Genomic DNA, 23,763 nt, shown 5'->3' on the forward strand with positions numbered 1-23,763 from the left:
GATATAGGAGAGATAAAGGAATGATAGTAGAATGCTAGTAGTAGCCTGCGTTTTACTCTCGTTTTAACCGTATTAAACGCCTCTTTTCCACTCATCAAATAAATAGTAAGCAGACTTGTTTTAAGCCCCTGGTATTTCGTAATTTGGCTTTGGCTTTAATCACAATCTTATTAATAACCATGTTTATGCACAAAATGAGCAAGATGTTTGTGCTGGCAGTTATTGCAACTGCCGGTATTTCCACTTCGTACGCATACACCGGTGGACCGGACAAACCAGGCGCAACTGAAATTCCCGTTAAAACGGATGCAGATAACGCAGGGTTGAAACTGCCCGCAGGTTTTGGCGCTTTAAAAGCGATTGACGGTCTGGGACACACCCGTCACATTGCTGTTACTTCTTCCGGGGAGATCTATGTAAAACTGGACAGGCCCAAAGACGGCAAAGGCATCCTCTTCCTGCAGGATACCAATGGAGATGGTAAGATCGATAAACAAACCGGTTTCGGTAATTACGGAGGTACAGGCATTTATGTAAAAGGTGACTATCTGTACGCTTCTTCCAACACAGAAGTATTCCGTTATAAACTGGATGCTAAGCAACACGTAATAAATACGGAGACTCCGGAGAAGATCATCACCGGTTTGATCGACCGTCACCAGCATGAATCCAAATCACTGACACTGGATAACAATGGTAATATCTACGTGAACATAGGCGCCTATTCTAACTCCTGCCAGGTGAAAGACAGGACCAAAGGTTCTATGGGGATGAAACCATGTCCGGTATTGGACTCGGCAGCCGGTATCTGGCAGTTTAAAGCTGATAAGGCTAATCAGACTTATGGCGATGGCGTTCATTACGCTACCGGTTTGCGTAATGTAGTAGGCCTGGACTGGAACCAGCAGCAAAACCAGCTGTTTGTTATGCAGCATGGCCGCGATCAGCTGCATGACCTGTTCCCGGACCTGTACACCGAAAAACAATCTGCTGATTTACCGGCAGAATGTATGTATGCCGTAAAGAAAGGATCTGACTGTGGATGGCCTTACATCTACTATGATCCTGAAAAACATAAGAAAATGCTGGCTCCGGAATATGGTGGAGATGGTGTTAAAACAGCAGGTGAAAGTGCAGAAGACCCTGTAGTCGCTTTTCCGGCCCATATGGCGCCTAACGGCTTATTGTTCTACACAGGTAAGCAGTTCCCTGAAAAGTACCGTAACGGGGCTTTTATTGCCTTCCACGGCTCATGGAACCGTTCTCCTGAAGACCAGGCAGGTTACTTTGTAGTATTTGTGCCTTTCAGGGATGGCAAACCTTCCGGTAAATGGGAGGTATTTGCAGATGGTTTCGCAGGTCCGGGCCCGGTTAAATCCCCCGGTCAGGCATTGCACCGTCCATGTGGACTGGCACAGGGACCTGATGGTTCTCTCTATGTATCTGATGATGTAAAAGGAACAGTCTACAGGATTGTTTATAAGGCTAAATAAGATGAAGAAAATTTTAATGGCAGGCATGATGGTAGTCATGGCCTTGTCTGCCGCTGCACAGGTAAAGAAACAGGCGCCTGCAGGTACAACTGCGTCAATAGCCAGGGGGAAAGTGCTGTATAAACAGATCTGTGCTACCTGCCATCAGGCAGATGCAACAGGTGTTCCCAGGATGAACCCTCCTTTGATTAAGACGAAGTATGTACTGGGCGATAAGACAAAGCTGATTAAGGTATTGTTGCTTGGACTGAATGAGGATGTGGAGATAGAAGGGGAGTATTACTCCAATCCTATGCCTTCACAGGCAACTTTGAAGGATGAAGAAATAGCGGATGTACTTACATTCGTCCGCAATAGCTTCGGGAACAAAGCGCCCGCCATTACCCCCGGACAGGTAAAAGCTGTCAGAGCAACTATTAAATAACAGGGTTTCAAACGCTCTCCGGTAAACGCAGTTATAGCGGCTTTAAACGCTTTCCAATAAAGCGGGTCATAGTGCTTTCCAATAAAGCGGGTCATAGGGCCGCAGGCCCTATAAATCCCTTATATAAAAATACCCAACACCGAAGGTGTTGGGTATTTTTATATAATCATTTTCAAACTTTTATTTGATTCAATCAAATACATAGTTGCTTTTATCAAATGTATTTTTAAAATTTGTTGAAAATTAGGGACATGTCAGTGAATCTTGAAGTTGTGCAGGAGGTAAGTGATTTTAATGGGTACTATACAGGGCTGGTCGAGTTGTTAAACCGCCATATATCAGAAAGCAGCATCTCTTTATCCGCGTTACGTGTATTGGTAAAAGTAAGACAGGAAGAAGAAATCACCGCCGGTAAACTGGTGGAAACACTGGGTATAGATGGCGGATACCTGAGTCGTATGTTAAAAGCATTCGAAGGTAACCACCTTGTGTCTAAGCGAAAATCAACCGCAGATGGCCGTACCTGGTTCCTGCAACTCACTGCAAAAGGGAAAAAGCTCCTGGAAAGCCTGGAAGAGCAATCCAATGCTCAAATAAAGGAATTGCTTAGCCCTTTGGCAGATGATCAGCAGAAAGGGCTGGCAGCCGCTATGAAAACGATCCGTCATATCCTGTCGGAAGAAAGTCAGCTTAGCACCAGCGATATCACATTCCGCCGGCAGTTACTGCCCGGTGATGCCGGTTATCTCATTTACCTGCACGGTTCTCTTTTTGCAAAGGAAGCCGGTTTTAACCTGGCTTTTGAAACCAGTGTATGCAAAGCCTTCTATGAATTCCTGGAGACCTACAACGCCTCTAAAGACCAGGTATTCCTGGCATTACATGGCACACAGATCATCGGTTCTATTGTGGTATCTGCCTTCTCCAGGTATGTAGTACAGATAAGATGGTACCTGGTACATCCTGATTTCCGGCAGATGGGCTTAGGCAAAAAACTGCTGAATGAAGCATTGGATTTCTGCCGTGAAAAAGGGTTCCAGAAAGTATACCTGATGACAACAAGTAAACAGGAAGTCGCTACTAACCTGTTTAAAAAAACCGGATTCCGCAAAACCGGAGAGAAACAATTAAGCATGTACGGACAACAATTATTCGAAGAGCGGTACGATATGGACCTCTGATTTTCCTGTAGATATTTACCGGCTGATAATCGTAAAAAACGGTAAAAATCATACTATCCCATTTGTAAAATGACTACAAAGTGACTACAAGAAAAAATACCCTGTAGTAATAAATGTCTCATAATCAGTAATAACTAAAAATGAGTCAGGACAGCCATTACCTGACTGCTTTCCCATCTCCCTGAATTCAGCTAATATTGTAATATTATATTAAATCAGCATAAGACCCCCCGTGCAAAAAGCAACTTTAGGAAACAACAAAATTCAGCTATTCTTTTTCAATGTAATGGGATTAGCGGTCATTTCTCCTTTGTTTTTAGGGAGAGTTGAAGTAAAAGAACAATTACCTGTAAGAAAGGATATTATTCAGGCTGTTCATGAGCCTGAAACTGATACGATCAGCATCTCTATAGTAGGAGATTTAATGGTTGGATCAAGCTATCCGTCTGCTTATTTTTTACCGGGAGATACAGAAGGAAATATTCTGCAGGCGGCAATGACATTATTGCAATCTACAGATCTTCGTATAGGCAACCTGGAAAGTGCCGTTTCCGACAATGCGCCATTATACAAACAATGTGGCGGTAATCAGTGTTTCGCTTTCCGCACTCCGCTGAAATATGCACAATTTTATAAAGATGCCGGCTTCGATTACCTGAACATCTCCAATAACCACTCTTTTGATTTTGGAATGAAAGGGGTTGAACACACGCTGGATTTTCTGGGAAAGAATAATATCCGCACCAGTGGTGTACCACAACATCCCGTAGATACACTCACGGTCCGTAATACCAAATTTGGCTTTGCTTCTTTTGCACCGCATAACAATTGCCTGGATCTGAATGATGATTCTCTGGTAAAGGCTACTATTACAGCGCTACGCCCGATGTGTGATGTGTTGATCGTCTTTTTCCATGGCGGCGGAGAAGGTGCTTCCAAAAAACATACGCCAAAGGGAAGAGAGATTTTCTTCGGACAGGACCGTGGAGATGTAAGGCATTTTTCTCACATGTGTGTAAATGCAGGAGCTGATCTGGTAATAGGCTCTGGCCCCCATGTAGTAAGGGGAATGGAGTTATATAAGGAGAAATTAATTGCTTACAGTTTGGGTAATTTTGCAACTTATCATCAATTCAATTTAAAATATCCCAATAATATTGCACCTTTGTTGCAGGTAAAAATCACGAACAAAGGAATTTTGGCGGAGAATAAAGTGTTCTCTTTTTTACAGGAAGGAGAGGGAGTTCCCAAAATAGACAGTACTATGGGGGCTTTCAGGTTGATTCGGACATTATCAGAAGAGGATTTTGGATTTAAAGAAGTGGGCGCCGGGACTTTGTGGTAAAAATGTGTTTGAATGAAGAAATTACTAATTTTTATATCTTTCTTTACGCTTTCAACTGCTCAGGCGAAAGAGAGAAAAAAGAACAAGGAGAAAACAAGACACCATCTTTCTATCTTCCACAAGAAGAAAAAGAAAGTAGTCTCCCTGCCAGCCGCGTATTTAGCACCTGATGTAGATACGATATCGATCAGCGCCAGCGATAGTAACAATATTAATCATATGCTCTCGGTCCTGGAATCTGAGTTAGGCAAGCCCTATAGAAGAGGGGCTATTGGTCCTGACAGATTCGATTGCAGTGGCCTCATTAAATACGGGTTTTCTCATATAGGGTGGATTTTACCCCGCAGGGCTACCGATATCGGGCAGCTGGGACAAACCATCACTACGGAATCCTGTTCTCCCGGAGACCTGCTCTTTTTCTCAGGTCGCAGACGTTCAAAGAATAAGAAGATCAGTCATGTTGGCTGCGTCTACAAAGTAGAAGACGGTAAAATATTCATGATCCATTCCAGTGATCAGGGCGTGAATATCACTGATATTACCAACAGCCGGTATTACCAGGAAAGGCTTATTTATGCCAAACGTTTATTCGAGGCAGATAGCACTTCTTCCATTATTCCCGCAGAGTTACCCTGCAATTAAATCCATAATTGTGTGTTTTTCCTTATTTTGAGTGCTGATCCCACGGGTCCGAACCAAAAACAATCATATGGATACACAGCAACTGGACATGAACAGGAATGAAGATGCCATGCGCAGGGCACTCAGCACCCTTAAACAACGCTTCGCCGTCATCGAACAGGGCGGAGGCAAAAAGAACCTCGAAAAAGTCAGAGCAAAAGGAAAATTAACCCCACGTGAACGTATTGCTTATCTGCTGGATAAAAACACGGATTTTGCAGAAATAGGCTCCTTTGCTGCATATGATATGTATGCAGAACATGGTGGCTGCCCCGCAGCTGGTACTGTAGGTGGTATTGGTTATGTAAGCGGCCGTCAGTGCATGATCGTGGCCAACGACATGACGGTCAAGGCGGGGGCCTGGTTCCCGCTCACCGGTAAAAAGAACCTGCGTCTGCAGGAAATAGCGATGGAGAACCGTCTGCCTGTGATCTACCTCGTAGACAGCGCCGGTGTATATCTGCCTATGCAGGACGAGATCTTTCCGGATAAAGAACACTTCGGCCGTATTTTCCGCAACAATGCCCGCATGAGCGCTATGGGAATTACCCAGATTGCCGCTGTTATGGGCAGCTGTGTGGCCGGTGGCGCCTATCTGCCTATTATGAGTGATGAAGTGCTGATGGTGGAAGGGAACGGCTCTATATTCCTTGCAGGGCCTTACCTGGTGAAAGCAGCTATAGGGGAAACAGTAGATGCCGAAACCCTGGGAGGAGCGGTTACCCATACAGAGATCTCCGGTATCGCAGATTATAAATTCAAAACAGACGAAGAATGCCTGGACCATATCAAAAAGATCATTGGTAAACTCGGACATCCGGCGGATGCGGGATTTGATCGTATTGCGTCTGCACCACCGGAAAAAGATCCTGCTGAGATTTACAGCATCATTCCGGAAGACAGTACCCGTCCTTATGATATGCTGGACGTGATAGGCCGTATAGTGGACCGTTCTGAATTTGATCAGTATAAAGAAGATTATGGTAAAAGTATTCTCTGCGGGTATGCCCGTATTGATGGCTGGGCAGTGGGTATTGTAGCTAATCAGCGCAAGATCGTGAAAAGCAGGAAGGGAGAGATGCAGATGGGAGGCGTTATTTATAACGACAGTGCGGATAAGGCAGCCCGTTTTATCATGAACTGTAACCAGAAGAAAATTCCACTGGTATTCTTACAGGATGTAACGGGATTTATGGTGGGCAGCCGGAGTGAGCATGCCGGCATTATCAAAGACGGCGCTAAACTGGTGAATGCGGTCGCTAATTCCGTAGTACCCAAGTTTACCGTGATAGTGGGGAACTCTTATGGTGCGGGCAACTATGCGATGTGCGGCAAGGCATATGATCCCCGTTTTATTTATGCATGGCCTAATGCAAAGATAGCTGTAATGGGAGGGGAGCAGGCAGCCAAAACATTGTTACAGATCCAGGTAGCTTCCTTAAAAGCAAAAGGTGAAGTAATCACTCCGGAAGATGAAAATCGTTTGTTAACAGATATTATGGCGCGTTATAATACACAGACAACTCCATACTATGCGGCAGCGCGTTTATGGGTGGATGAGATCATAGACCCTGCGGATACACGTAAAATATTAGCCGCCGGTATTACAGCTGCTAACCAGGCACCTATGGAAGCGGGTTTTAATTTGGGTGTTTTTCAGGTGTAGATATTATCTTTGCGCGCTATGTCGGAAGTTATTGTTTATACGGATGGTTCTTCACGCGGTAATCCCGGGCCGGGAGGTTATGGAATAGTACTGATGTGGAATAGTGTCCGCAAGGAATTATCGCAGGGATATCGCAAGACTACCAACAACCGTATGGAGTTGCTGGCGGTGATCGTTGCACTGGAAGCCCTGAAGAAGGACGGATTGAACGTACGCATCTTTACAGACAGCGAATATGTAGTAAACAGTATTGAAAAAGGCTGGTTATGGAACTGGGTAAAGATCGGGTTTAAGGATAAAAAGAATAAAGACCTGTGGCAGCGGTTTATTCCTGCCTATAAAAAGCACCAGGTCAAATTTACCTGGGTGAAGGGGCATGCTTCTAATCCTTTGAACAACCGTTGTGATGAATTAGCCACACAGGCAGCGGATAGCGGAGACTGGCTGGTAGATACCGGCTTTGAAGCCAGCGCTGCTTCTTAATAAAAAATCCCCGGTGTATCATACACCGGGGATTTTTTTATCTAACCATTCGTTTTCTTCTCATTCAGCATTTTGGTAATCTCTTTATTCCTCGCCACCTTGGCATTGGAGAAAGCATTATTCCCCGTTTTATCTTTAAGTGCAGGATCAGCCCCTGCGTCCAGTAAGATTTTCACCAGTTCCACATTGGCATTGCTTACGGCATACATCAGGGCAGTAGCGCCAAATCCATCGTCCAGGTCTACATCAGCGCCATTTCTCAGCAGTAATTTGACAACATCCGCGTTTTTATTATAGACAGCAGTAATGATCAGGTTTGCTTCAACAAATCCCTGTTTTATAATGAGGTTGACGTCAACACCTCTTTTTATAAAATCCTTCATCGCTATTGTGTCCCCTTTTACGACAGCATCATACATACTGTCATTCATGCTTTGTTGAGCAAATAACATCGACGTAGACATCAGTAATAAAATTACGAGGGCAAGTTTCTTCATTTTAATAGAATTTTTTGATCTTGGTTTATTGGTACAGTGTTCCCTAATAGGCTGATTTGCTATAAAATATTCATTTATAACCCTTGAGTCCTTATTTAACGTGTTACATTTTCCCTTAAATGAATCTTATATATTTCAAATATATAATTTAATTAATTTATTTTCTAGCATTAACAATAATTAACATTGTAATAACGATGTAGTGGAAAGCTGATAATAGAGTTTTATCAGAAAAAGGGAAGAATGATAAAAGAGAGGTTAAAAAGGAGTAAGAGATGATCTCCCTTACTCCGTATAGCATTAGTTTTTTTCTACAAAATTTCTCAGAGAAGCACCGGTGATGGAAGTCCATCCTTTTTCGAAGCTTGTTTTCGCAAAATCGGGATTGTTCTGCGGGAATGTTTCTAATCCGGTATGGGTTAGTTTTAACCTTGTTTTATCACCTTCAGGGAATAATTCCCAGGTTACATAAGAAGCTCCTTCATAATCCTTGTATGTCCAGGTATGGGTAAGTTTCCTGCCGGGAATTACCTCAGTTACCTTGCATACGTGCGTATACGTTTTATCCTTACTTCCGCCTGTAAATTCAAATTCAAAACCCACTTCAGGTTTAAATTCCTCGAGCTTAAAATACCATTGTTTCATCTGATCATTATCAGTAATGGCTTGCCACACCTTTTCAACAAGTGCGTTATAAGTCTGTTCAATTACAAATGGTTCGTTTTTCATCTGTGTTTATTTTTTTTTATTGGTGTGCGTTTTTCTTCTTCTAAGAATTTCCCTAACGCATCTAATTTGCTGGTCCAGAATTCACGGTATTGTTCTATCCAGTCAGATACTTCGTTTAGCTGTTTCAGTTGTACTTCGCAATACCTTTCCCGCCCCTGTTGTTTAATCACGATCAGGCCGCATTCTGTTAGTATTTTGATGTGTTTGGATACGGCTGGTCTGCTGATATCAAAGTGATCAGCGACAGCATTTTGTGTTAATGACTGCCTGGATACCAAATGAATAATCTCTCTTCTGGTAGGGTCTGCTATGGCCTGAAATACATCTCTTCTCATAATATGAAACCTTTCGGTTACAAATGTAATGAAACCTTTCGGTTACGCAAATAAATATTGTATGAGGGAAATGTAACATGATAAATTAAATTTGTATGAAAGCTTTGAAATATGTTTGTAACAGATTACATTTGCTGCACTTAAAGTTTGTGAATGACCTTATATCAACTATTCATTTTACTCTTCCAGGGACAAAAATTCAAATCGTAAACTTTATCAGGACAACCGTTATATAGCAATTGATAAACTGTTACCTATGCGTTCATAATATCCATTATTATTCATATACCGTGCGACGTTACCTATCTGTAGTTCATTTACTGCAAACAGTTTCGTATTACGTTAGCTCAAAGTAAAATTTACCATTAAGGCAAATTGAAGACATTCATCTATATATTAATTATCTCCCTGGCAGGAGGCTTCAATACCTATGCCCAGATGCAACGCAGTAGCCTTTTACATACTAGCAGCGGAAAGGGAGATCTAATGGTATTTCCGCTCATTGAGCCACTATTATACCTATCATGGTATTACTATGAATACTACCCTGTCTTATACCCAGTTCTATAACCGTCAGCCCGATAGCAGTTTCGTGTATTTCAATACTAAAAATATTCTCCTGAATCATGTGATGTTCCTTGGAAGATTTTCTATACAGGGAACTGCATCGGCAGCTTTGAACAGTGAATATGAGTTGTATGGGACAGATGGTAATGGATGTGGGCGGTGATGCCGCCTGGACAGACGCAATAAAGGTGCTGTTGTCACAGGCAGATAATTTACTGAATGCCATACAAACTTATGATAATACTGCCCGCCTTAAAGGATGGGCCAACCAGATAGATACATCCCGTTCTTACGTACGCCTGAATAGCCCTGTACTTAGAAAGTATGGCGGCGGTTTACGTGTAAAACGCATCCGCTCATATGATCACTGGAATGCGATGACCAAACAGAAAGAATCTGTTTATGGACAGGAGTATTCATATACTACTACCCGTACTGTAAACGGACAGGATGAATTGATTAGCAGTGGTGTTGCTACATATGAACCAAATATCGGTGGAGAGGAAAACCCCTGGCGTTTGCCATTGCAATACAATATACAGGTAGCCGCACTGGCCCCCATAAGTATGGGCTATTCGGAATTGCCGCTGGGAGAAGCGTTTTATCCGTCCCCATCTGTTGGTTATAGTAAAGTAAGGGTAAGAACGATTAACAATAAAAATGTTCGCTCAGCCAATGGTTACGAGGAAACCTGCTTTTATACAACATATGATTTCCCGACGCTGACGGATATGACTTTACTGGCAGATAGTAAAAAAAGGTATAAACCTTTACTTGCCAATTTCCTGAGAATAAATGCTAAACACTTCCTGGCGATTAGTCAGGGCTTTAAAGTGGAACTAAATGATATGAATGGGAAAGTACGGTCCCAGGCGCAATACCCCGAAACAGATCCGGTGAACGCGATTTCTTATACAGAGAATTTTTAAGGTTGCCTACCAACCTGGAGAGAAAGATGCATTCTACCATCGTTACAGCTATGACCGGCCTTTGATATGGGGCATGATGGTGCCACCGGAAATATGGTGGCAAAAGATGTGGTTGGATTTGCATTACATTACTATGGTAACAGAGACTATCAATCTGTCAATAACTCAGTAGCACCATTTGCGTCTGTCCCCGGTTTAAGTTCCTTATTCAACGGTAATATATCTGCTATCAGCCAGTATCTGCCTTCTTTGGGTAATGCTTTGTTATATTCCTATAACTACGACGTTCTTAACAGGCTTAAAAAGATGCAGGTATCCAATGGTTTAAATACCACTACGAATAACTGGACGCCAGTCGCTTTACCTGATTATAAGGAGTCTATTAGTTATGATGCAAATGGCAACATTCTCACCTACAATCGCTATGGTAATAAGGCTGCTCCAAACAAACAAATGGATAGCCTGAGTTACAGTTACAAAACAGGTACAAACAAACTTGATTTCATAAAAGATGATATTGCGGATGCTAATTACGATAATGATATTGATAACCAGTCTGCTGCTAACTATGATTATGACGCTATCGGAAACCTTATAAAAGACAATGCTGGCAGTATTAGCAATATCAGCTGGAATGTTTACGGCAAGATTGCTGCAATCACTAAAACGGATGGTACTACTATTAGCTATACCTACGATGTGGCTGGTAACCGCGTTAGCAAAACGGTGAACGGTGTACAGACCTGGTATGTACGTGATGCAGCGGGAAGTGTGATGAGTGTTTATACTAAAGGAGATAACGCGATTAACAATGGCGCAATTTCACAAATAGAGACGCACCTATATGGGACTAACCGTTTAGGTATTAATACATTGAATACCAATGTGGATACCAGTATAATACCAGAGACAATTAATTTAGCTGGTCTTGGTTCAGGATTTAATATTAATTTTATTCGGGGTAAGAAGTTCTTTGAGTTAAGTAACCATTTAGGTAATGTACTGGCAACAGTATCAGACAGGAAGATCAGCATTTTCACAGGAAGTGTATTCGATCATTACGAAGCTGATATTGTTTCCACTCAGGAGTATTATCCATTTGGTATGCAGATGCCGGGTAGAGGATTTAGTAGTAGTAAATACCGTTATGGGTTTAACGGGCAAGAGAAGAGTAATGAGATTGATTCACGTGGAAATCATAATACTGCTGAGTTCTGGGAGTATGATACTAGGATTGGGAGAAGATGGAATTTAGATCCTGTATCAAGACCTGGTGTTAGTGATTATGCAGGATTAGGTAATAACCCAATTAGAAATATTGATCCGAATGGAGCCTTGTTTTTTGGTCTATTTGGTTCGACTTCGGAACAGAGACAGGGGGCGAAATCTTTTGTCAATGAGAATGGAGGCGAGATAAGGAATAAATGGTCTAGCAAAATTTTCTGTGCAGGGAGGAGCTGATATAGCACGCTTATTGGAAGAAGGAGGTGCACCATGGCCAACCAACGCATTAAGAGGTCAATGGGGAGAAGGGTTGTATGCTTGGGAAACGAAAGCCGAAGCGCAAGCATACTTAGATACTTATTTGAGTAGGGGCATTAGTATGTCTATACTTGAGTTTAAAATAAGTCGTGCACAATTAAGCGCACTAAAAACACATACAATAATTGTTGGCACAGAGGAGGCTACTTTGTTTTTTGGTAAATACAGCCGTATATATGGAGAGGGAGCTGCGCATGGTTTTGATTATTTAAAGGCGCAAACAGGGAACTATGGAGTTGAACACTTTTTTAGCAAGGACGCTTTTCATTTATTTAATGCACGAAAGTTATGATTTATAAGTATGCTATTTTAAGAGGTATTTTTGGCGTTGCTATTTTTATCGATGTTGAAGAAATTATAAACCCTGAAATAATAGAAGGGGATCTTCAAATAATAGAAGGTATTTATTTAAGAATAAACGGTTCTCTGCCTTTTTTGTCTCAACGAGATATTGAGAAATATATAAAGAGGTCAATTTTGGAGTTGTCAGAAGTTATTAATCAAAGGTTACATGGTTCTCCGGTTTGTTTTTATATAAAGTCAGTCGAGACTAATCCAGTTCATTTTCAGGAAGAAGGTTTATATTGTGCAATGAGAGGATGGTTAGCCCAAAACTATGATCTGAAATTAGAACCTGTAGGGGTTGAATATAGTAAAGAGGAAAAACGATTTATATTCGATATTTAATAACGGTATTATCTGGTAAAAAATATTCCAATAGAGCTGTAGCCATTATCGGATAATGGTTGCAGCTGATTTTGAGAAGATTTAAATTCCCCTCTATATCCGAACCCAATACAGGGGTACAGGGTTATGCGTTTTACGTCATGTAATATATGCGTCCTTTATAAAATTCAATAGCTCGTTGTAGCTCGTTGGATATTCATGGTAATATATGTCTCCAGAAAGTCAAAGAGAGCGCGCATTTGAGGTATAACGATCTCTTATCATTGTATTCTTACTAATCACCGGCTTCTCTTTTGACAACCGTTGCACCATAATGAGATTTGATATCATGAAGATGAGTGTTTCTGTGATTGAGCCAATCATCAAATAGGGTCCACGCTTTTTACTGGACACATGGACGTACAAAGGAACGAATACAATAAAATGATAGATATAGAAGAATTTACTTTGTTCTTAAATAACACATTTGGGGAATCTATTATATATTTTTACTGATTTAAATCAGAATTATTTTTCGTTGAGATAGACTGTTTAAAAGATCCTAATAAGAAGCTCTCAGTTGAGGTAGCTCCGGATGCAGTTAAATTGTCATCTGTAAATAAAGCTCCTTCTATAGATTTTTCATTACGTGATCATTCTTTTACTTCTTTTACGGAAGCAAAGAGCTATTTGTTGAAAATTCATAAAACAAGGATATACATTGCTTTTAGTAATTATACGCCAGAGTAATGGAATCTGGGCGAAATGACAACAAATGGCATGTTCGATGGGCTTACAGCCTCATGAAAAATAGTTTAGCAGATTAAGGTTGGCATAAACAGGAATCAGGTTGAAAAATTGGGAGGCTATAAACAATCCTTCCATTTGTCAGAAAACCAGATTTTCAGTAACTTAATAGAACACTGAAACGAATTTTTTATACCATCTCAAAATAGCCTTATCCCCATTTCGGGAAGAATGGGGAATCATATATACTACTACCGGAAAGATAGAAAAAACCGGAAACATTACTTTATCCGCCAGGCTCCCGGAATAGTGAAGCAAACACCTGCCACGAAAAGAGCCGCTGCCGATTTTGGTGCTGCCAGCAAGAGCAGTAGCCTGCTTCGCAAGGCCCTTCATCAATACACCCGGTTTTGTTATGATAACTCGCTGCATTTCCGTCTGAATACGAAGATGGGAGAGATCTTACGGGCCGATGTCAATCACCCATCCGGACAACGGACCCTGATAGCTGCCAATATACAATTCCTGCGGTATTTCCAGTTCAACAGCACGGCCAGTATTCAGCAGCTTTTAAAAAGCAAGCCTGCTATTGAAAAAAGTGATACAGGTGATATCAGTATCTCATTCCCTGGCACTTTTAACCACAGCAGCCATGCCTTACGTAATACCACTCATATAGCCATAAAGGCTATAGGCTTATCGGTTAATTTCGCACGGGGAACTACCCGGCAACAGGAAAGTAATACCGCTGTAATCAAACGCGGGGAAAAACATACCCCAGTTACGTTGACGATGAATATGAACAGCAAAGACATTACACTGATCCTGCTGGAAGTACAATCCTTTTATGAGGTGAATGGACAGCTGCATCTATCTCAAAACAGGCAAGGACATGCCCTGGATGTAATGGCGGTATTCCCACCGGTAGAAAAACCTGTAGAGCTGAAAAGAAAGTATCGGAATAAAGCACCCCGGTTGTGGGTACCATCTGCCACTCCGGTAGGAGGTACTTTGATGATAATACCTGTTAACGCTAATTCCCTACCGGAGGGATAGCATTGCTCCGTTATCCTACATAAAAATATTGATTTGTATGTCTTGGAAGCCTGCTTCTGATAGCTTTGCTATGCCCGTTAACAACTTTTTCCACTTGAAACAGGAGCAAATAGTGTAAATGGACAATGATTTTGCCTTTATACTCCTGGAATGGTTCCCTCAGGGCAGCTTATTCTCCTCAATTCCTCTTTTTCTCCCCAACTCCGGTACAGGTCCAACCTAACCTTATGTCTCCTTCTACTATAATAGTAGGTTACTATAGCTTTAACCCGAATGTACATGCCATCAGCTTCTGGTTAATCATCGCCCGAATATACCTTAGGTGTATGCAGAAAAGCCGCTCTGTTCTGCCTGATATGAAGGATGGCCCGAAGCATAGAGACCGCCAGTATCGGTACAGTGAAAAAGGCATAAAGCGTTGATTTGTTATAGAAAGAGGGTGGGATAGCCAACAACAAAGTAGCTGCATACAGCCCCATTACACTTAGCCAGTAGTTATATCCGGGGTAAATGAAATCAACATCCAGCCAGGCATCTGCAAGCATGAGAAGGGATAGAACGAAGAAGATGGTCATTAATAACAACCGGGGTAAGAGCAGGCATTGAAACACTTTATGAAGGTACATGCGCTGCCCGGATAACCGAAGCATGTCTTTCCGCAGGAAACTTTTCAAATGGGCTACCTGGGTAGCTATCCATCGGGTACGCTGCTTCTCGAATACCTGCGGGCTTTGTACTTTTTCATCATAAATGTAAGCATCTTCGATGTATTCAACTACAATGTTTCTTTTTACCAGTTGTACATCTACTTCTTTATCCTCGCCGGTATTATTTTGAATAATGGGTAAGGCAAAGATCGTTTGGATGGTATCGAATTCAAATGCCATACCGGAGCCTATCAGGGCAGAAGAAAGCCCAAGCACTCGTTGTCCTTTTCTAAAAATAGTGTTATTCATCTCTTCACTTAATGAATCAAGAATAGCTACAGGGATGTTTCTATTCTTCGCAGTTCTATGACATTGCACTGCTTTCCAGCCACTGTGAAAAGCATGGTTGATCTTTTCTAGACAGTCCGAAGACATGAGATTATCTGCATCGAGGATCAGAGCAATATCATGTGATGCAAGTTTACTCAAAGCCGTATTCAATGATTTAGCCTTCATACTTTTATCAAAATGCACTTCAATAACATTAACCGGTATGGCTTTTAGCCGGTTAACTGTTTCTGGTAATAATGAATCTGCAATGACGGTTACATTGTATCTGTCTGAAGGATAAGATTGTTTCAGTGCATGCGAAGCAGTATGAACGATGATAGAATCTTCTTTGTAAGAGGGAATTAAAACCGCAATACGTAACTTTTCAGGATGAGAGGTATACTTGTTTAAAGTACCCCATCTTCCGGCTACAGCCAGCATGAAAAGATAGCTGACGCTTGCCAGCAGGTAAATGAAGAGGGCGATGAATAAAAGATGAAACGTCATCATGGTGATTGAATTGGGACTAAACAGGATCAGAAATGGGCATAACAATAACAGGCTACAGTGTTCGCATGTAGATACAGTAATAAGGTGATAAATGTAAATTGGTTTTTCCTGATAGGGATGGTAGGAATTATTACGTAAATGTTGAGACTTAAATAGATTATTACGGGTTAAATGCTAACCCTAAAATACAATAAAAATAAGACTCTGAAATTTTATTTATAGTCCGGTTTAGCTATCCAAAAATTCAATTCTCCCGGAAAATATTTATTTTCACGCTGGCACCGGGGCAAATCCCCGTAACTTTAAAATAATGACAAAGGAAGAATACAAGGCGGCTTTTGACGAAGAAGATGCAGTAGGATGGCTTTCTATAGATAAGAAACTGGAGGAAATCTATGGAGATACAGAGCCAAGGCATTACGCTCCCCCTCTCCATTACGCAGCAGGAGGGGAGGACCCTATTGACGGCTCCAGTATCTATGACAGCGAAAAACAGTCGTTTCACAGGCATATTATCAGTTATGGTATGTCCGAATTATATTATGACCTGGAGAAGATAGAGGAGCCTTTCAGTAAATGGGGTTTTGAGTTCACTTTTAGGATCAGGCCTTTTGAGGGGGATAAAGAAGATCCTTTATGGGTGATACAGATGATGAATAACCTGGCTAAATATGTCTATAGCAGCGGTAAATGGTTCGAACCTTATCATTTTATCCCTGCTAATGGTCCCATAAGACTGGATACGGACACAGACATCGTAGGACTTGCATTCGTCCTTGATCCCGAACTGGGCGTAATCCAGACGCCAAATGGAGAAGTATCTTTCCTGCAAATGGTAGGATTAACATCCAAAGAAACAGAAAGATTGTTAGCGAGCCCTAAAATAGCAGATGTGGAGAGGCTGATCAATGAGATGAGAGAGACAAATCCACTGCTGATTACAGACCTTACAAGAAAGAGTTAAAATAGGAAGCCGGATGTACAACATCCGGCTTCACAATGATTATATAATCTTCGCGTCAGATGTTATTGATCAATAAATACACCTTATCTGACGTGAATATTAGGTGAAGTTAAATTGAAATACAAATCCTGAACCCATATTCCAAAACTAAATCAGAGAACTAAACAGTCAGATGTAGTGTATTTATGATCAATAACATCTGAGTCATTGTACCTTAATTACCAATTGAAAAATTTACAATAAGTTTTAACTCTCAAAATTTAACTACCATGAATCAAAACGAAGATCTAATGACAATGCTGCAAATTATGACCAGCGCAGATCCTGCACCTATCCTGATCGGCGGCATTTTAATCGGAGCGAACTAAGTTCACCGGTTATAATTGTTAAAAGGGCACCTCAAAATTGAGGCGCCCTCTTCATTTTATTATATATTACTCTCATTCTGAGGTAACGGATATCTTGCCCACACATCATCATCAGGCCTGTCCTTTGGCAACGTTCCCAGCAAGCCATAACGTCTTGCATCTATCCACCAATGACCTTCCATAAACAAAGAATAACGCCTGTTGTATAGCAGTTCTGTCAGTAATGCAGCAGAAGTAACGGCACCCGCATAAGCAGGGAGATTATGTGCCGTGCGGATACGGTTTAAGGCTACAATAGCATCCGGAAAAGCACTGGTCTGAATTTTGGCTTCCGCATAGATCAATATTAGCTCTTCATTACGGATAATACTGACAGGAGAGTTAAGAGAATTCCAGATAGTAAGGTCCCGGTTACCGGTTAAGCCACTCTGACTCGCAGAGGAAGTACGCAGCGCGGTTTTATTGATACGGTCATCACCCGCTACGATATCATTGACAAAAGAAGGATTCGCTACCCTTACTTCACCATTACCATTAGGCGCCAGGTACATCGTATTGGCCAGATCACCACCATTGGTAGAGAAGGAGTGATATACACCTGTAGTAAGCGTACCATTCAGATCATAGAAGGATTCGTTAAGCGCAGTTAAAGCCGCCGTCCAGTTCTTCCGGTAAGTATATACCCTGGCAGCTAATGCACGGTTGAATTTGAGCAAACCGGCCGCATCTTTGAACCCTAAAAAGCCATCAGACAAAGGGAACATGACTTCCGATCCGGTAAGGTCCGCCTTACCATCATCCAGGAATTTAAGCACAGAGTCCATCACCACACCAGGATCAGTGATTACAGGGCCCAGCGTTGCTCCGTTAGGAACAGGGATGCGGGCGCCGTTGGAATCCGTCATGTTGATATTGAGTAGCAACTGGTAGCCGATCAGCGTTTTGGCAAAACCGGTAAAGGCTTTCTTTTGTGCATCAGAAGCAATAGCGCTACGGGTGTTCCTGATGGCATCCAAAAGAATGAAACACTGCCTGATCACCTGGTAACGGGAAGCCCAGGGGTTGGTAATGTAGAACGTGTTATTGTCCAGTCTTTTAGTGCCACCACCTAAAAGATCTGTGGTATAACGGGGTTCTGCACCGGAGAAGCGGTAAATCTCTCTGCCGATAACACCGGTACCATCCAGGTAGGCAGCAATGTTATTACGCATTCCGGACTCTGCACCTGTTACCAGGTTAAATAAATCACTTCTGGTAGGATTAGCAGTGATCCCATCTACTACAGGAGTATTCAGACTGTTGATCTCTCCTTTCTGACAGGCACTGAACGATAGCAGTATAATAAAAGCTGCAAAATACTTATTCATATATAATGATTTTAAATTGATCATAAATCTATACCCACGTGAAAACTGGCTCTCTTGGAAGCAGGGAACGGCGTAACGTCCACTCCTGTTGATAACCCGTTACTACCACGACTCTGCGCTGTTGTAATCGTATTACTTCCGAAGTTGGAAACTTCAGGATCATAACCAACGTATTTTGTCCAGGTGAAGAAGTTATTGGCAGAGATACCTACCCGTATACCTTTGATAATATTCGTGTTTTTCAGCGGGACATTATAATACAGCCCTATCTCACGGATACGCAGATACGATGCATCCTGTACATAAATGGAAGCATCTCCTGCACTTGGACGATAAATGCCTGCCTTAGTTCCGTTGATGAGATTATCGAAGTCGGGAGAAGTAGCGCCCGCATCCGTTAACAACTGCGTGAGGTTGATATTATCTCCACCTTTTTTCCAATGGATCAGGAAGCGGAAAGAGAAGTTTTTGTAGATGGTTAACTCATTGAAGAAACTCATCTGGAACTTAGGCTCCGAATTACCTATTAATTTCAGCTCACTGCCAACAGTTCCTTTGATCTGTGTGGCCGGCTGTCCTTCTTCCAGGTAAAAAGTTCCCAGTGAATTACCGAATGCACCGATCGCATAAGGTGGTATCAGCAGCTTCGTTACTTTGGAACGGTTCATCCACCAGTTGATAGTGGAATTCCATTTGAAATTGGCGGTGTTAACAGGTACCAGCGTAAGTCCCAGTTCAATACCCTGGTTTTTCAGGTTACCGCTGTTCTTCCACTCAGATGCATAACCGGTAGAACCTGGCAATGAATGACGCAATAATACATCATAGATGTTCTTGTTGTAATAAGTCGCTTCCAGGCTTACCCTTCCGCTCAGAATACTTACATCCAGCCCTGTTTCAAATTCTGCCTGACGCTCCGGTTTGATGGCCGGATTACCTTGCAGGTTATCTACCAGTATACCGGGATACCCGCCGATATTACTGCCAAGCATACCGGTAAACTTACTGCTGTAAGGTGGTACGTTACCGGATTGTCCATAAGCGGCCCTTATTTTCAGGTTCTCAACACCTGCCATGTTCCAGAACTTCATCTTGGCAATATTCCAGGAGAGGGAACCTTTAGGGAATACGTAGTATTTTTTATAATCCCCGTTATTGGTAGATCGGTCGAAACGTACGCCTGCACTTAATGTGATCGCCTCTATGAGGGAGAGGTCTTCCTGTATGAAGAGACCATTATCACGGTACTTCTGACGGAACTGATGAGTGGTCGTGTTCGCACTGGCATCCAGGTTACTCTGTCCGGAAACCAGGTTGGTGGCTACTGTGAGTATATTATCCATGAAACCTGTTTCGAGGGTGGCGCCCGCTGTACTGGTTAAACTGATCTTATCATTAGGCGTAAATGTATTGGCAAAGAAACCACCGATATTGGTATTGATGTTATTGGTGTTACCCTGTATGGAATGCCCCTGCTGTCCGTTCTCTTCGAATTGAAGGTCGCGGGGGAACAAGGCGGCCGTTTTGTAGTTGTAGTAATCTACGCCACCCCGACCAATAAACCTGGTCGTAGAGCGATCATTCTGTTGTATACGGATATCGAGGTTGGCTCCACCCACAAAACGGTTGGTCTGCTCGTTGTTGCGCATCTTATCACGCGTTTCCAGTGGATTGGAAGCTGCAAAAGGATTACGGGGATATTCTCCCAGTGCATTAGGATGCAACTCCACAAAATCCGGAGTAGAAGATAGGGCCACCCCGTAGCTAACGCCATTGTTATCGTTATTCGTAAGACCTCTGTCGGAAGAGGAATTGATGTAATTGGTAGTAACGCCAAGGGAGATACGATCACTGATCTTATGATCAATATTGAGGCGGACAGAATTGTTGAAATACCCCGTGTTTTTAACAATACCTTCTTCCTGGCGACGGTTACCGGAAAGATAAAAGGTTGTTTTATCACCACCACCGCTGATGGATAAGCCGGTGTTTAATACCTGTCCGGTTTCCCCGTACATTTCTTTTTCATAGTCGTAGATCTTGCCGGCGCTTTGGGCAGCGTTAAACTGTGCTTTATAGGCATCACGTCTTGCCTGTACGGCCGGATCGGGATTGTCTCCTGTACCGGCCAGGTCGGCTGCTGTTTCAGCAGTAAACTGGCGTACGCCCATCAGGTGTCTTACTTTTACAAAGCCCAGTTCCTGGTTTACGCTCACTTTCGTTTTACCTGATTTCCCTTTTTTAGTGGTGATGATAATTACACCGGCTGCTGCTTTGGCGCCATACATGGCCGCTGCAGATGCGCCTTTCAGGATCTCAATGTTTTCAATGTCTTCGGGGTTGAGGTCTGCAATACGACTGGATGGATTATCCTGGTTATTGGGGTTACCGGCCGTAGCTGCGCCGGAAACATCGTTTAAACCGGCAGGAATACTGCTGTTGTTAAAGAAGACCCCATCCACCACATATAAGGGCTGGGAGTTCCCGAAGATGGAAGTGATCCCCCTCATCTTTACAGAAAAACCACCACCGGGAGCGCCGGAGTTGGCGGTAATGAGGGCGCCGGGTACTTTACCGCTAAGGGCAGCGTCGAAAGTCTGTGCAGGGGCTACGCCGTTGAGTTCCCGTCCGGAGATGGTGGCCACGGCATTGGCGAGATTACTTCGTTTTACATTCGTAGCAAGGCCCGTCACTACCACTTCATCTAAACGGGCAAAATCTTCCTCTAAAGAAATATTCAGTACAGAAGTAGCTGGTGTCAGCTTTAAGGTCTGGGTTTTGTACCCGGTATAACTCACCTGTATGGAAGGTGTACCGGCAGGGACGGTCAGTGTGTATGCGCCTGAGGCATCTGAAATAGTACCCTTATTGGTGTTGGGTACCCTGATGGTCACTCCGGGAACAGGTCTGCCATTCACGGCATCCTTTATGTGACCGGAAATGTTTTGCTGCGCAAATAGTGCGAGAGTGCTGCACAGGCAAAGCAGCACCAGCAAGCTGGATTTTGGTAGAAACATAGCTTGTTCGATTTAGAAAATGATGAATGATAATGAATGCTTACAGCAGCATGATTCTGGATTTTTGTGGAATATTACTTTTGTTGTGGTGTCCTGCAGGTACGGGCAACATCTGGGTTTCAACAAAAAACGCCTGCCAGGATTATTCTCATTAAGCCGGTCTTGTTATAACGTTATATTCATATTTAGCAGATTACGAAAATTTACAAGTATTTTCTTCTTTTTTATTTGGTTTTAATAAGTTATATTTTCAACTCGACAACTTCCATATAGGCGCAGATTAAATCGGGAAAATAAATTATTTTCACCCCTGATAATATGAAAGAAGAGGGGATAATAAGCGAAGATGCATATGCAGTACGCCTGCAACAGGGCGATGAACTGGCCTTTCGCTACGTCATGGACCGGTACTTCGCCATTATCACCAGCTTCACCAAAAGGATACTCTCAGACAAAGCCGCTGCCGAAGACATTGCCGAAGAGGCATTCATCAAATTATGGCAGCATCACGTAAACGTCAGTACTTTCCAGTCGATCAAAGCATTCCTCTACATTACCGCAAAGAATGGCTGTTTGAATCAGCTGCGCCAGGAAAAGAACCTGGAACGCCGTCACCAGGACTATACCACCCGTATGGACCAGGAGATGAATTTCATCGAAAACGAGATCATCCGGGCGGAAGTAAAGGCGGAAATCTACAAAGCAGTGTCGCTTTTGCCTGAAAAGATGCAGCAGGTATTCCGTTTAGGCTTTATTGAAGGCCTTCCCAACCGCGAAATAGCCCGTTTACTGGGTATCTCCGTCAATACCATCAAAGCACAGAAATCGCGTGCTATGGAGCTTGTTAAAGAGAAATTACAGGGGAAGGATATCTACCCCCTTGCTATTATCCTCCTGTCCCTTTTAAATAAATAAAAAAAAGTTGCCCCCCGACTAACCCAAAAGGCATTGGGCTGTGTTTGTATTATATCAGCCATTCGTTTTTATGAAAGAAACAGAGATCGACCAATTACTTCATATTGCCGCATTGATCAGCAGACAACGGGCTGGCGCTACACTCAATGACAGGGACCAGCAGGTACTTAACAACTGGATGGCCGAGAACCCTGCCAATGTGGAGCTATTGCATGAAGTGATAGAAGTACTGGACACTCCTGTGGAAGACGGGGATTTGAAAGCATCTGCCGACCGGGTATATGAGGCGATCGGGTTTGTAACGCCTTTTGCAAAACCCGTTCACAGGGTACATTTCCTGAGAAACAGATGGTGGTGGGCGGCTGCCTTACTTATTGGCATTACAACAGTTACTTATCTGTCCTACCATCCTGCGCCCAAACAGGCGATCGCCCTAAAAATCAAACCAGGCAAAGATGTGGCCGTACTTACCCTGGCCGATGGTACCACCATCACGCTCGACAGCGTGGCTAACGGCATTATAAGCCAGCAGGGCAATGTCAGGATAACAAAACTGCCTACAGGGGAACTGGTATATACCCCGGAAGGTAGTAATGGGCAGGAAACACTGTACAATACCATGACCACCCCCAAAGGAGGGCAATACAGACTAACCCTGCCGGATGGCTCAAAAGTATGGCTCAATGCTGCCTCTTCCATTACTTACCCGGCAGCTTTCGCCGGTAAAGAACGAACAGTAACTATAAAAGGAGAGGTCTATTTTGAAGTTGCAAAGAATGAAAACATGCCTTTTCATGTGAAGGCGAACAATATAACTGTAGACGTATTAGGGACAAGTTTTAATATAATGGCATATGAAGATGAACCAACCATTAAAACAACATTGATTTCAGGTGCCATCAAAGTAAACGGGCATCTGCTTAAACCTGGTCAGCAGGCCGTAAACGAACGGATAACAGACAATGCGGACATGGAAGAAGCCATCGCATGGAAAAATGGTCTTTTCGAATTCAATCAGCAATCCATCGTATCCATTATGCAGCAGATCAGCCGCTGGTACGATGTAGACATTAAGTACGAGGGGAATATAAAGAGCAAAACATTTACCGGGCAGATTTCGAGATATGCAGACATCACAACGGTATTACAGAAACTGGAGCTAACAGGTGGCATCCATTTTAAAGTATCAGACAGGACAGTAACAGCTATGCCGTAATAATCTATACAGCCAACAAACCAAAATCAGAACAAAACGATGAAGCCAACGTTTCTTAACAGGGGGCGGGATATCCGTATGCTCCTGC

22 protein-coding genes are annotated in these 23,763 nt (G+C 42.7%); 16 read left to right on the forward strand and 6 right to left on the reverse strand.

Annotated elements, in window-relative coordinates; translation table 11 throughout:
• Nucleotides 1-194 precede the first annotated feature (194 nt).
• From GO495_RS21160 to rnhA, 7 genes are all read left to right on the forward strand, one after another.
• The gene (locus tag GO495_RS21160; RefSeq protein WP_157301722.1) at nucleotides 195-1,493 is read left to right on the forward strand and encodes a PQQ-dependent sugar dehydrogenase; all 1,299 of its coding nucleotides are present in this window, start codon (nucleotides 195-197) and stop codon (nucleotides 1,491-1,493) included.
• Between the two features lies 1 nt (nucleotide 1,494).
• Entirely contained in the window at nucleotides 1,495-1,917 is a 423-nt protein-coding gene (locus GO495_RS21165; RefSeq protein ID WP_157301723.1) for a c-type cytochrome, read from the forward strand.
• 251 nt (nucleotides 1,918-2,168) lie between these two features.
• On the forward strand, nucleotides 2,169-3,098 hold the full coding sequence (locus GO495_RS21170) for a bifunctional helix-turn-helix transcriptional regulator/GNAT family N-acetyltransferase (RefSeq protein WP_157301724.1): 930 nt from the start codon (nucleotides 2,169-2,171) through the stop codon (nucleotides 3,096-3,098).
• Between the two features lie 232 nt (nucleotides 3,099-3,330).
• A complete protein-coding gene (locus GO495_RS21175) occupies nucleotides 3,331-4,443 on the forward strand; it encodes a CapA family protein (protein WP_157301725.1) in 1,113 nt (370 codons plus the stop codon).
• 12 nt (nucleotides 4,444-4,455) lie between these two features.
• Complete coding sequence (locus GO495_RS21180; RefSeq protein ID WP_157301726.1) at nucleotides 4,456-5,085, forward strand: C40 family peptidase; 630 nt, start codon at nucleotides 4,456-4,458, stop codon at nucleotides 5,083-5,085.
• A 67-nt stretch (nucleotides 5,086-5,152) separates the two neighbouring features.
• A complete protein-coding gene (locus tag GO495_RS21185) occupies nucleotides 5,153-6,790 on the forward strand; it encodes an acyl-CoA carboxylase subunit beta (RefSeq protein ID WP_157301727.1) in 1,638 nt (545 codons plus the stop codon).
• An 18-nt stretch (nucleotides 6,791-6,808) separates the two neighbouring features.
• A complete protein-coding gene (rnhA, locus tag GO495_RS21190; protein ID WP_157301728.1) occupies nucleotides 6,809-7,273 on the forward strand; it encodes a ribonuclease HI in 465 nt (154 codons plus the stop codon).
• Between the two features lie 41 nt (nucleotides 7,274-7,314).
• On the opposite strand, the gene GO495_RS21195 is transcribed toward rnhA, so the two are convergent.
• The 3 genes from GO495_RS21195 to GO495_RS21205 all read right to left on the reverse strand — a co-directional run bounded on the left by GO495_RS21195 (nucleotide 7,315) and on the right by GO495_RS21205 (nucleotide 8,834).
• Nucleotides 7,315-7,770, reverse strand: a complete 456-nt coding sequence (locus GO495_RS21195; RefSeq protein WP_157301729.1) for an ankyrin repeat domain-containing protein — start codon at nucleotides 7,768-7,770, stop codon at nucleotides 7,315-7,317.
• 300 nt (nucleotides 7,771-8,070) lie between these two features.
• The gene (locus GO495_RS21200) at nucleotides 8,071-8,499 is read right to left on the reverse strand and encodes an SRPBCC family protein (protein ID WP_157301730.1); all 429 of its coding nucleotides are present in this window, start codon (nucleotides 8,497-8,499) and stop codon (nucleotides 8,071-8,073) included.
• Nucleotides 8,496-8,834 carry an ArsR/SmtB family transcription factor gene (locus tag GO495_RS21205; RefSeq protein ID WP_157301731.1) on the reverse strand — a complete coding sequence of 113 codons (339 nt, stop codon included), beginning with the start codon at nucleotides 8,832-8,834 and terminating at the stop codon, nucleotides 8,496-8,498. Before GO495_RS21205 ends, GO495_RS21200 begins: the two co-directional genes overlap by 4 nt.
• Before the next feature lie 535 nt (nucleotides 8,835-9,369).
• Here GO495_RS21205 and GO495_RS21210 point away from each other — a divergent pair.
• From GO495_RS21210 to GO495_RS21235, 6 genes are all read left to right on the forward strand, one after another.
• Nucleotides 9,370-9,564 carry a hypothetical protein gene (locus GO495_RS21210; RefSeq protein ID WP_157301732.1) on the forward strand — a complete coding sequence of 65 codons (195 nt, stop codon included), beginning with the start codon at nucleotides 9,370-9,372 and terminating at the stop codon, nucleotides 9,562-9,564.
• Nucleotides 9,533-10,330 (forward strand): hypothetical protein, encoded by a 798-nt coding sequence (locus tag GO495_RS21215; protein ID WP_157301733.1) that lies wholly within the window; start codon nucleotides 9,533-9,535, stop codon nucleotides 10,328-10,330. The genes GO495_RS21210 and GO495_RS21215 overlap by 32 nt, the downstream gene beginning before the upstream one ends.
• A gap of 66 nt (nucleotides 10,331-10,396) precedes the next feature.
• Nucleotides 10,397-11,791, forward strand: coding sequence for an RHS repeat domain-containing protein (locus GO495_RS21220; RefSeq protein ID WP_157301734.1), 1,395 nt, complete (start codon nucleotides 10,397-10,399; stop codon nucleotides 11,789-11,791).
• Between the two features lie 13 nt (nucleotides 11,792-11,804).
• Nucleotides 11,805-12,164: a hypothetical protein gene (locus GO495_RS21225; protein WP_157301735.1), complete on the forward strand. Its 360-nt coding sequence runs from the start codon at nucleotides 11,805-11,807 to the stop codon at nucleotides 12,162-12,164.
• The gene (locus tag GO495_RS21230; protein ID WP_157301736.1) at nucleotides 12,161-12,559 is read left to right on the forward strand and encodes a hypothetical protein; all 399 of its coding nucleotides are present in this window, start codon (nucleotides 12,161-12,163) and stop codon (nucleotides 12,557-12,559) included. Before GO495_RS21225 ends, GO495_RS21230 begins: the two co-directional genes overlap by 4 nt.
• A 957-nt stretch (nucleotides 12,560-13,516) precedes the next feature.
• On the forward strand, nucleotides 13,517-14,341 hold the full coding sequence (locus tag GO495_RS21235; RefSeq protein WP_157301737.1) for a hypothetical protein: 825 nt from the start codon (nucleotides 13,517-13,519) through the stop codon (nucleotides 14,339-14,341).
• 296 nt (nucleotides 14,342-14,637) lie between these two features.
• On the opposite strand, the gene GO495_RS21240 is transcribed toward GO495_RS21235, so the two are convergent.
• Nucleotides 14,638-15,828 (reverse strand): glycosyltransferase family 2 protein, encoded by a 1,191-nt coding sequence (locus tag GO495_RS21240; protein ID WP_157301738.1) that lies wholly within the window; start codon nucleotides 15,826-15,828, stop codon nucleotides 14,638-14,640.
• 310 nt (nucleotides 15,829-16,138) lie between these two features.
• Here GO495_RS21240 and GO495_RS21245 point away from each other — a divergent pair, with 310 nt between their 5' ends.
• Nucleotides 16,139-16,792: a suppressor of fused domain protein gene (locus GO495_RS21245; protein WP_157301739.1), complete on the forward strand. Its 654-nt coding sequence runs from the start codon at nucleotides 16,139-16,141 to the stop codon at nucleotides 16,790-16,792.
• 427 nt (nucleotides 16,793-17,219) lie between these two features.
• On the opposite strand, the gene GO495_RS21250 is transcribed toward GO495_RS21245, so the two are convergent.
• Complete coding sequence (locus GO495_RS21250; protein ID WP_157301740.1) at nucleotides 17,220-18,527, reverse strand: RagB/SusD family nutrient uptake outer membrane protein; 1,308 nt, start codon at nucleotides 18,525-18,527, stop codon at nucleotides 17,220-17,222.
• A 20-nt stretch (nucleotides 18,528-18,547) separates the two neighbouring features.
• The gene (locus GO495_RS21255) at nucleotides 18,548-21,544 is read right to left on the reverse strand and encodes a SusC/RagA family TonB-linked outer membrane protein (RefSeq protein WP_157301741.1); all 2,997 of its coding nucleotides are present in this window, start codon (nucleotides 21,542-21,544) and stop codon (nucleotides 18,548-18,550) included.
• A 318-nt stretch (nucleotides 21,545-21,862) separates the two neighbouring features.
• Here GO495_RS21255 and GO495_RS21260 point away from each other — a divergent pair, with 318 nt between their 5' ends.
• Both GO495_RS21260 and GO495_RS21265 read left to right on the forward strand, forming a co-directional pair.
• Complete coding sequence (locus GO495_RS21260) at nucleotides 21,863-22,459, forward strand: RNA polymerase sigma factor (protein ID WP_157301742.1); 597 nt, start codon at nucleotides 21,863-21,865, stop codon at nucleotides 22,457-22,459.
• 70 nt (nucleotides 22,460-22,529) lie between these two features.
• Complete coding sequence (locus tag GO495_RS21265; protein WP_157301743.1) at nucleotides 22,530-23,675, forward strand: FecR family protein; 1,146 nt, start codon at nucleotides 22,530-22,532, stop codon at nucleotides 23,673-23,675.
• Nucleotides 23,676-23,763 lie beyond the last annotated feature (88 nt).

Origin of the sequence: Chitinophaga oryziterrae, assembly GCF_009758125.1 — a bacterium.
GTDB classification, from domain to species: domain Bacteria; phylum Bacteroidota; class Bacteroidia; order Chitinophagales; family Chitinophagaceae; genus Chitinophaga; species Chitinophaga oryziterrae.

Coding starts and splice junctions, on each gene's coding strand:
- GO495_RS21195 (WP_157301729.1), bottom strand. CDS start 7,770: ATGAAGAAACTTGCCCTCGTAATTTTATTACTGATGTCTACGTCGATG.
- GO495_RS21170 (WP_157301724.1), top strand. CDS start 2,169: ATGTCAGTGAATCTTGAAGTTGTGCAGGAGGTAAGTGATTTTAATGGG.
- GO495_RS21260 (WP_157301742.1), top strand. CDS start 21,863: ATGAAAGAAGAGGGGATAATAAGCGAAGATGCATATGCAGTACGCCTG.
- GO495_RS21200 (WP_157301730.1), bottom strand. CDS start 8,499: ATGAAAAACGAACCATTTGTAATTGAACAGACTTATAACGCACTTGTT.
- rnhA (WP_157301728.1), top strand. CDS start 6,809: ATGTCGGAAGTTATTGTTTATACGGATGGTTCTTCACGCGGTAATCCC.
- GO495_RS21245 (WP_157301739.1), top strand. CDS start 16,139: ATGACAAAGGAAGAATACAAGGCGGCTTTTGACGAAGAAGATGCAGTA.
- GO495_RS21210 (WP_157301732.1), top strand. CDS start 9,370: ATGAATACTACCCTGTCTTATACCCAGTTCTATAACCGTCAGCCCGAT.
- GO495_RS21235 (WP_157301737.1), top strand. CDS start 13,517: ATGGGGAATCATATATACTACTACCGGAAAGATAGAAAAAACCGGAAA.
- GO495_RS21220 (WP_157301734.1), top strand. CDS start 10,397: ATGGGGCATGATGGTGCCACCGGAAATATGGTGGCAAAAGATGTGGTT.
- GO495_RS21265 (WP_157301743.1), top strand. CDS start 22,530: ATGAAAGAAACAGAGATCGACCAATTACTTCATATTGCCGCATTGATC.
- GO495_RS21185 (WP_157301727.1), top strand. CDS start 5,153: ATGGATACACAGCAACTGGACATGAACAGGAATGAAGATGCCATGCGC.
- GO495_RS21255 (WP_157301741.1), bottom strand. CDS start 21,544: ATGTTTCTACCAAAATCCAGCTTGCTGGTGCTGCTTTGCCTGTGCAGC.
- GO495_RS21240 (WP_157301738.1), bottom strand. CDS start 15,828: ATGATGACGTTTCATCTTTTATTCATCGCCCTCTTCATTTACCTGCTG.
- GO495_RS21250 (WP_157301740.1), bottom strand. CDS start 18,527: ATGAATAAGTATTTTGCAGCTTTTATTATACTGCTATCGTTCAGTGCC.
- GO495_RS21230 (WP_157301736.1), top strand. CDS start 12,161: ATGATTTATAAGTATGCTATTTTAAGAGGTATTTTTGGCGTTGCTATT.
- GO495_RS21180 (WP_157301726.1), top strand. CDS start 4,456: ATGAAGAAATTACTAATTTTTATATCTTTCTTTACGCTTTCAACTGCT.
- GO495_RS21215 (WP_157301733.1), top strand. CDS start 9,533: ATGGGACAGATGGTAATGGATGTGGGCGGTGATGCCGCCTGGACAGAC.
- GO495_RS21165 (WP_157301723.1), top strand. CDS start 1,495: ATGAAGAAAATTTTAATGGCAGGCATGATGGTAGTCATGGCCTTGTCT.
- GO495_RS21160 (WP_157301722.1), top strand. CDS start 195: ATGAGCAAGATGTTTGTGCTGGCAGTTATTGCAACTGCCGGTATTTCC.
- GO495_RS21205 (WP_157301731.1), bottom strand. CDS start 8,834: ATGAGAAGAGATGTATTTCAGGCCATAGCAGACCCTACCAGAAGAGAG.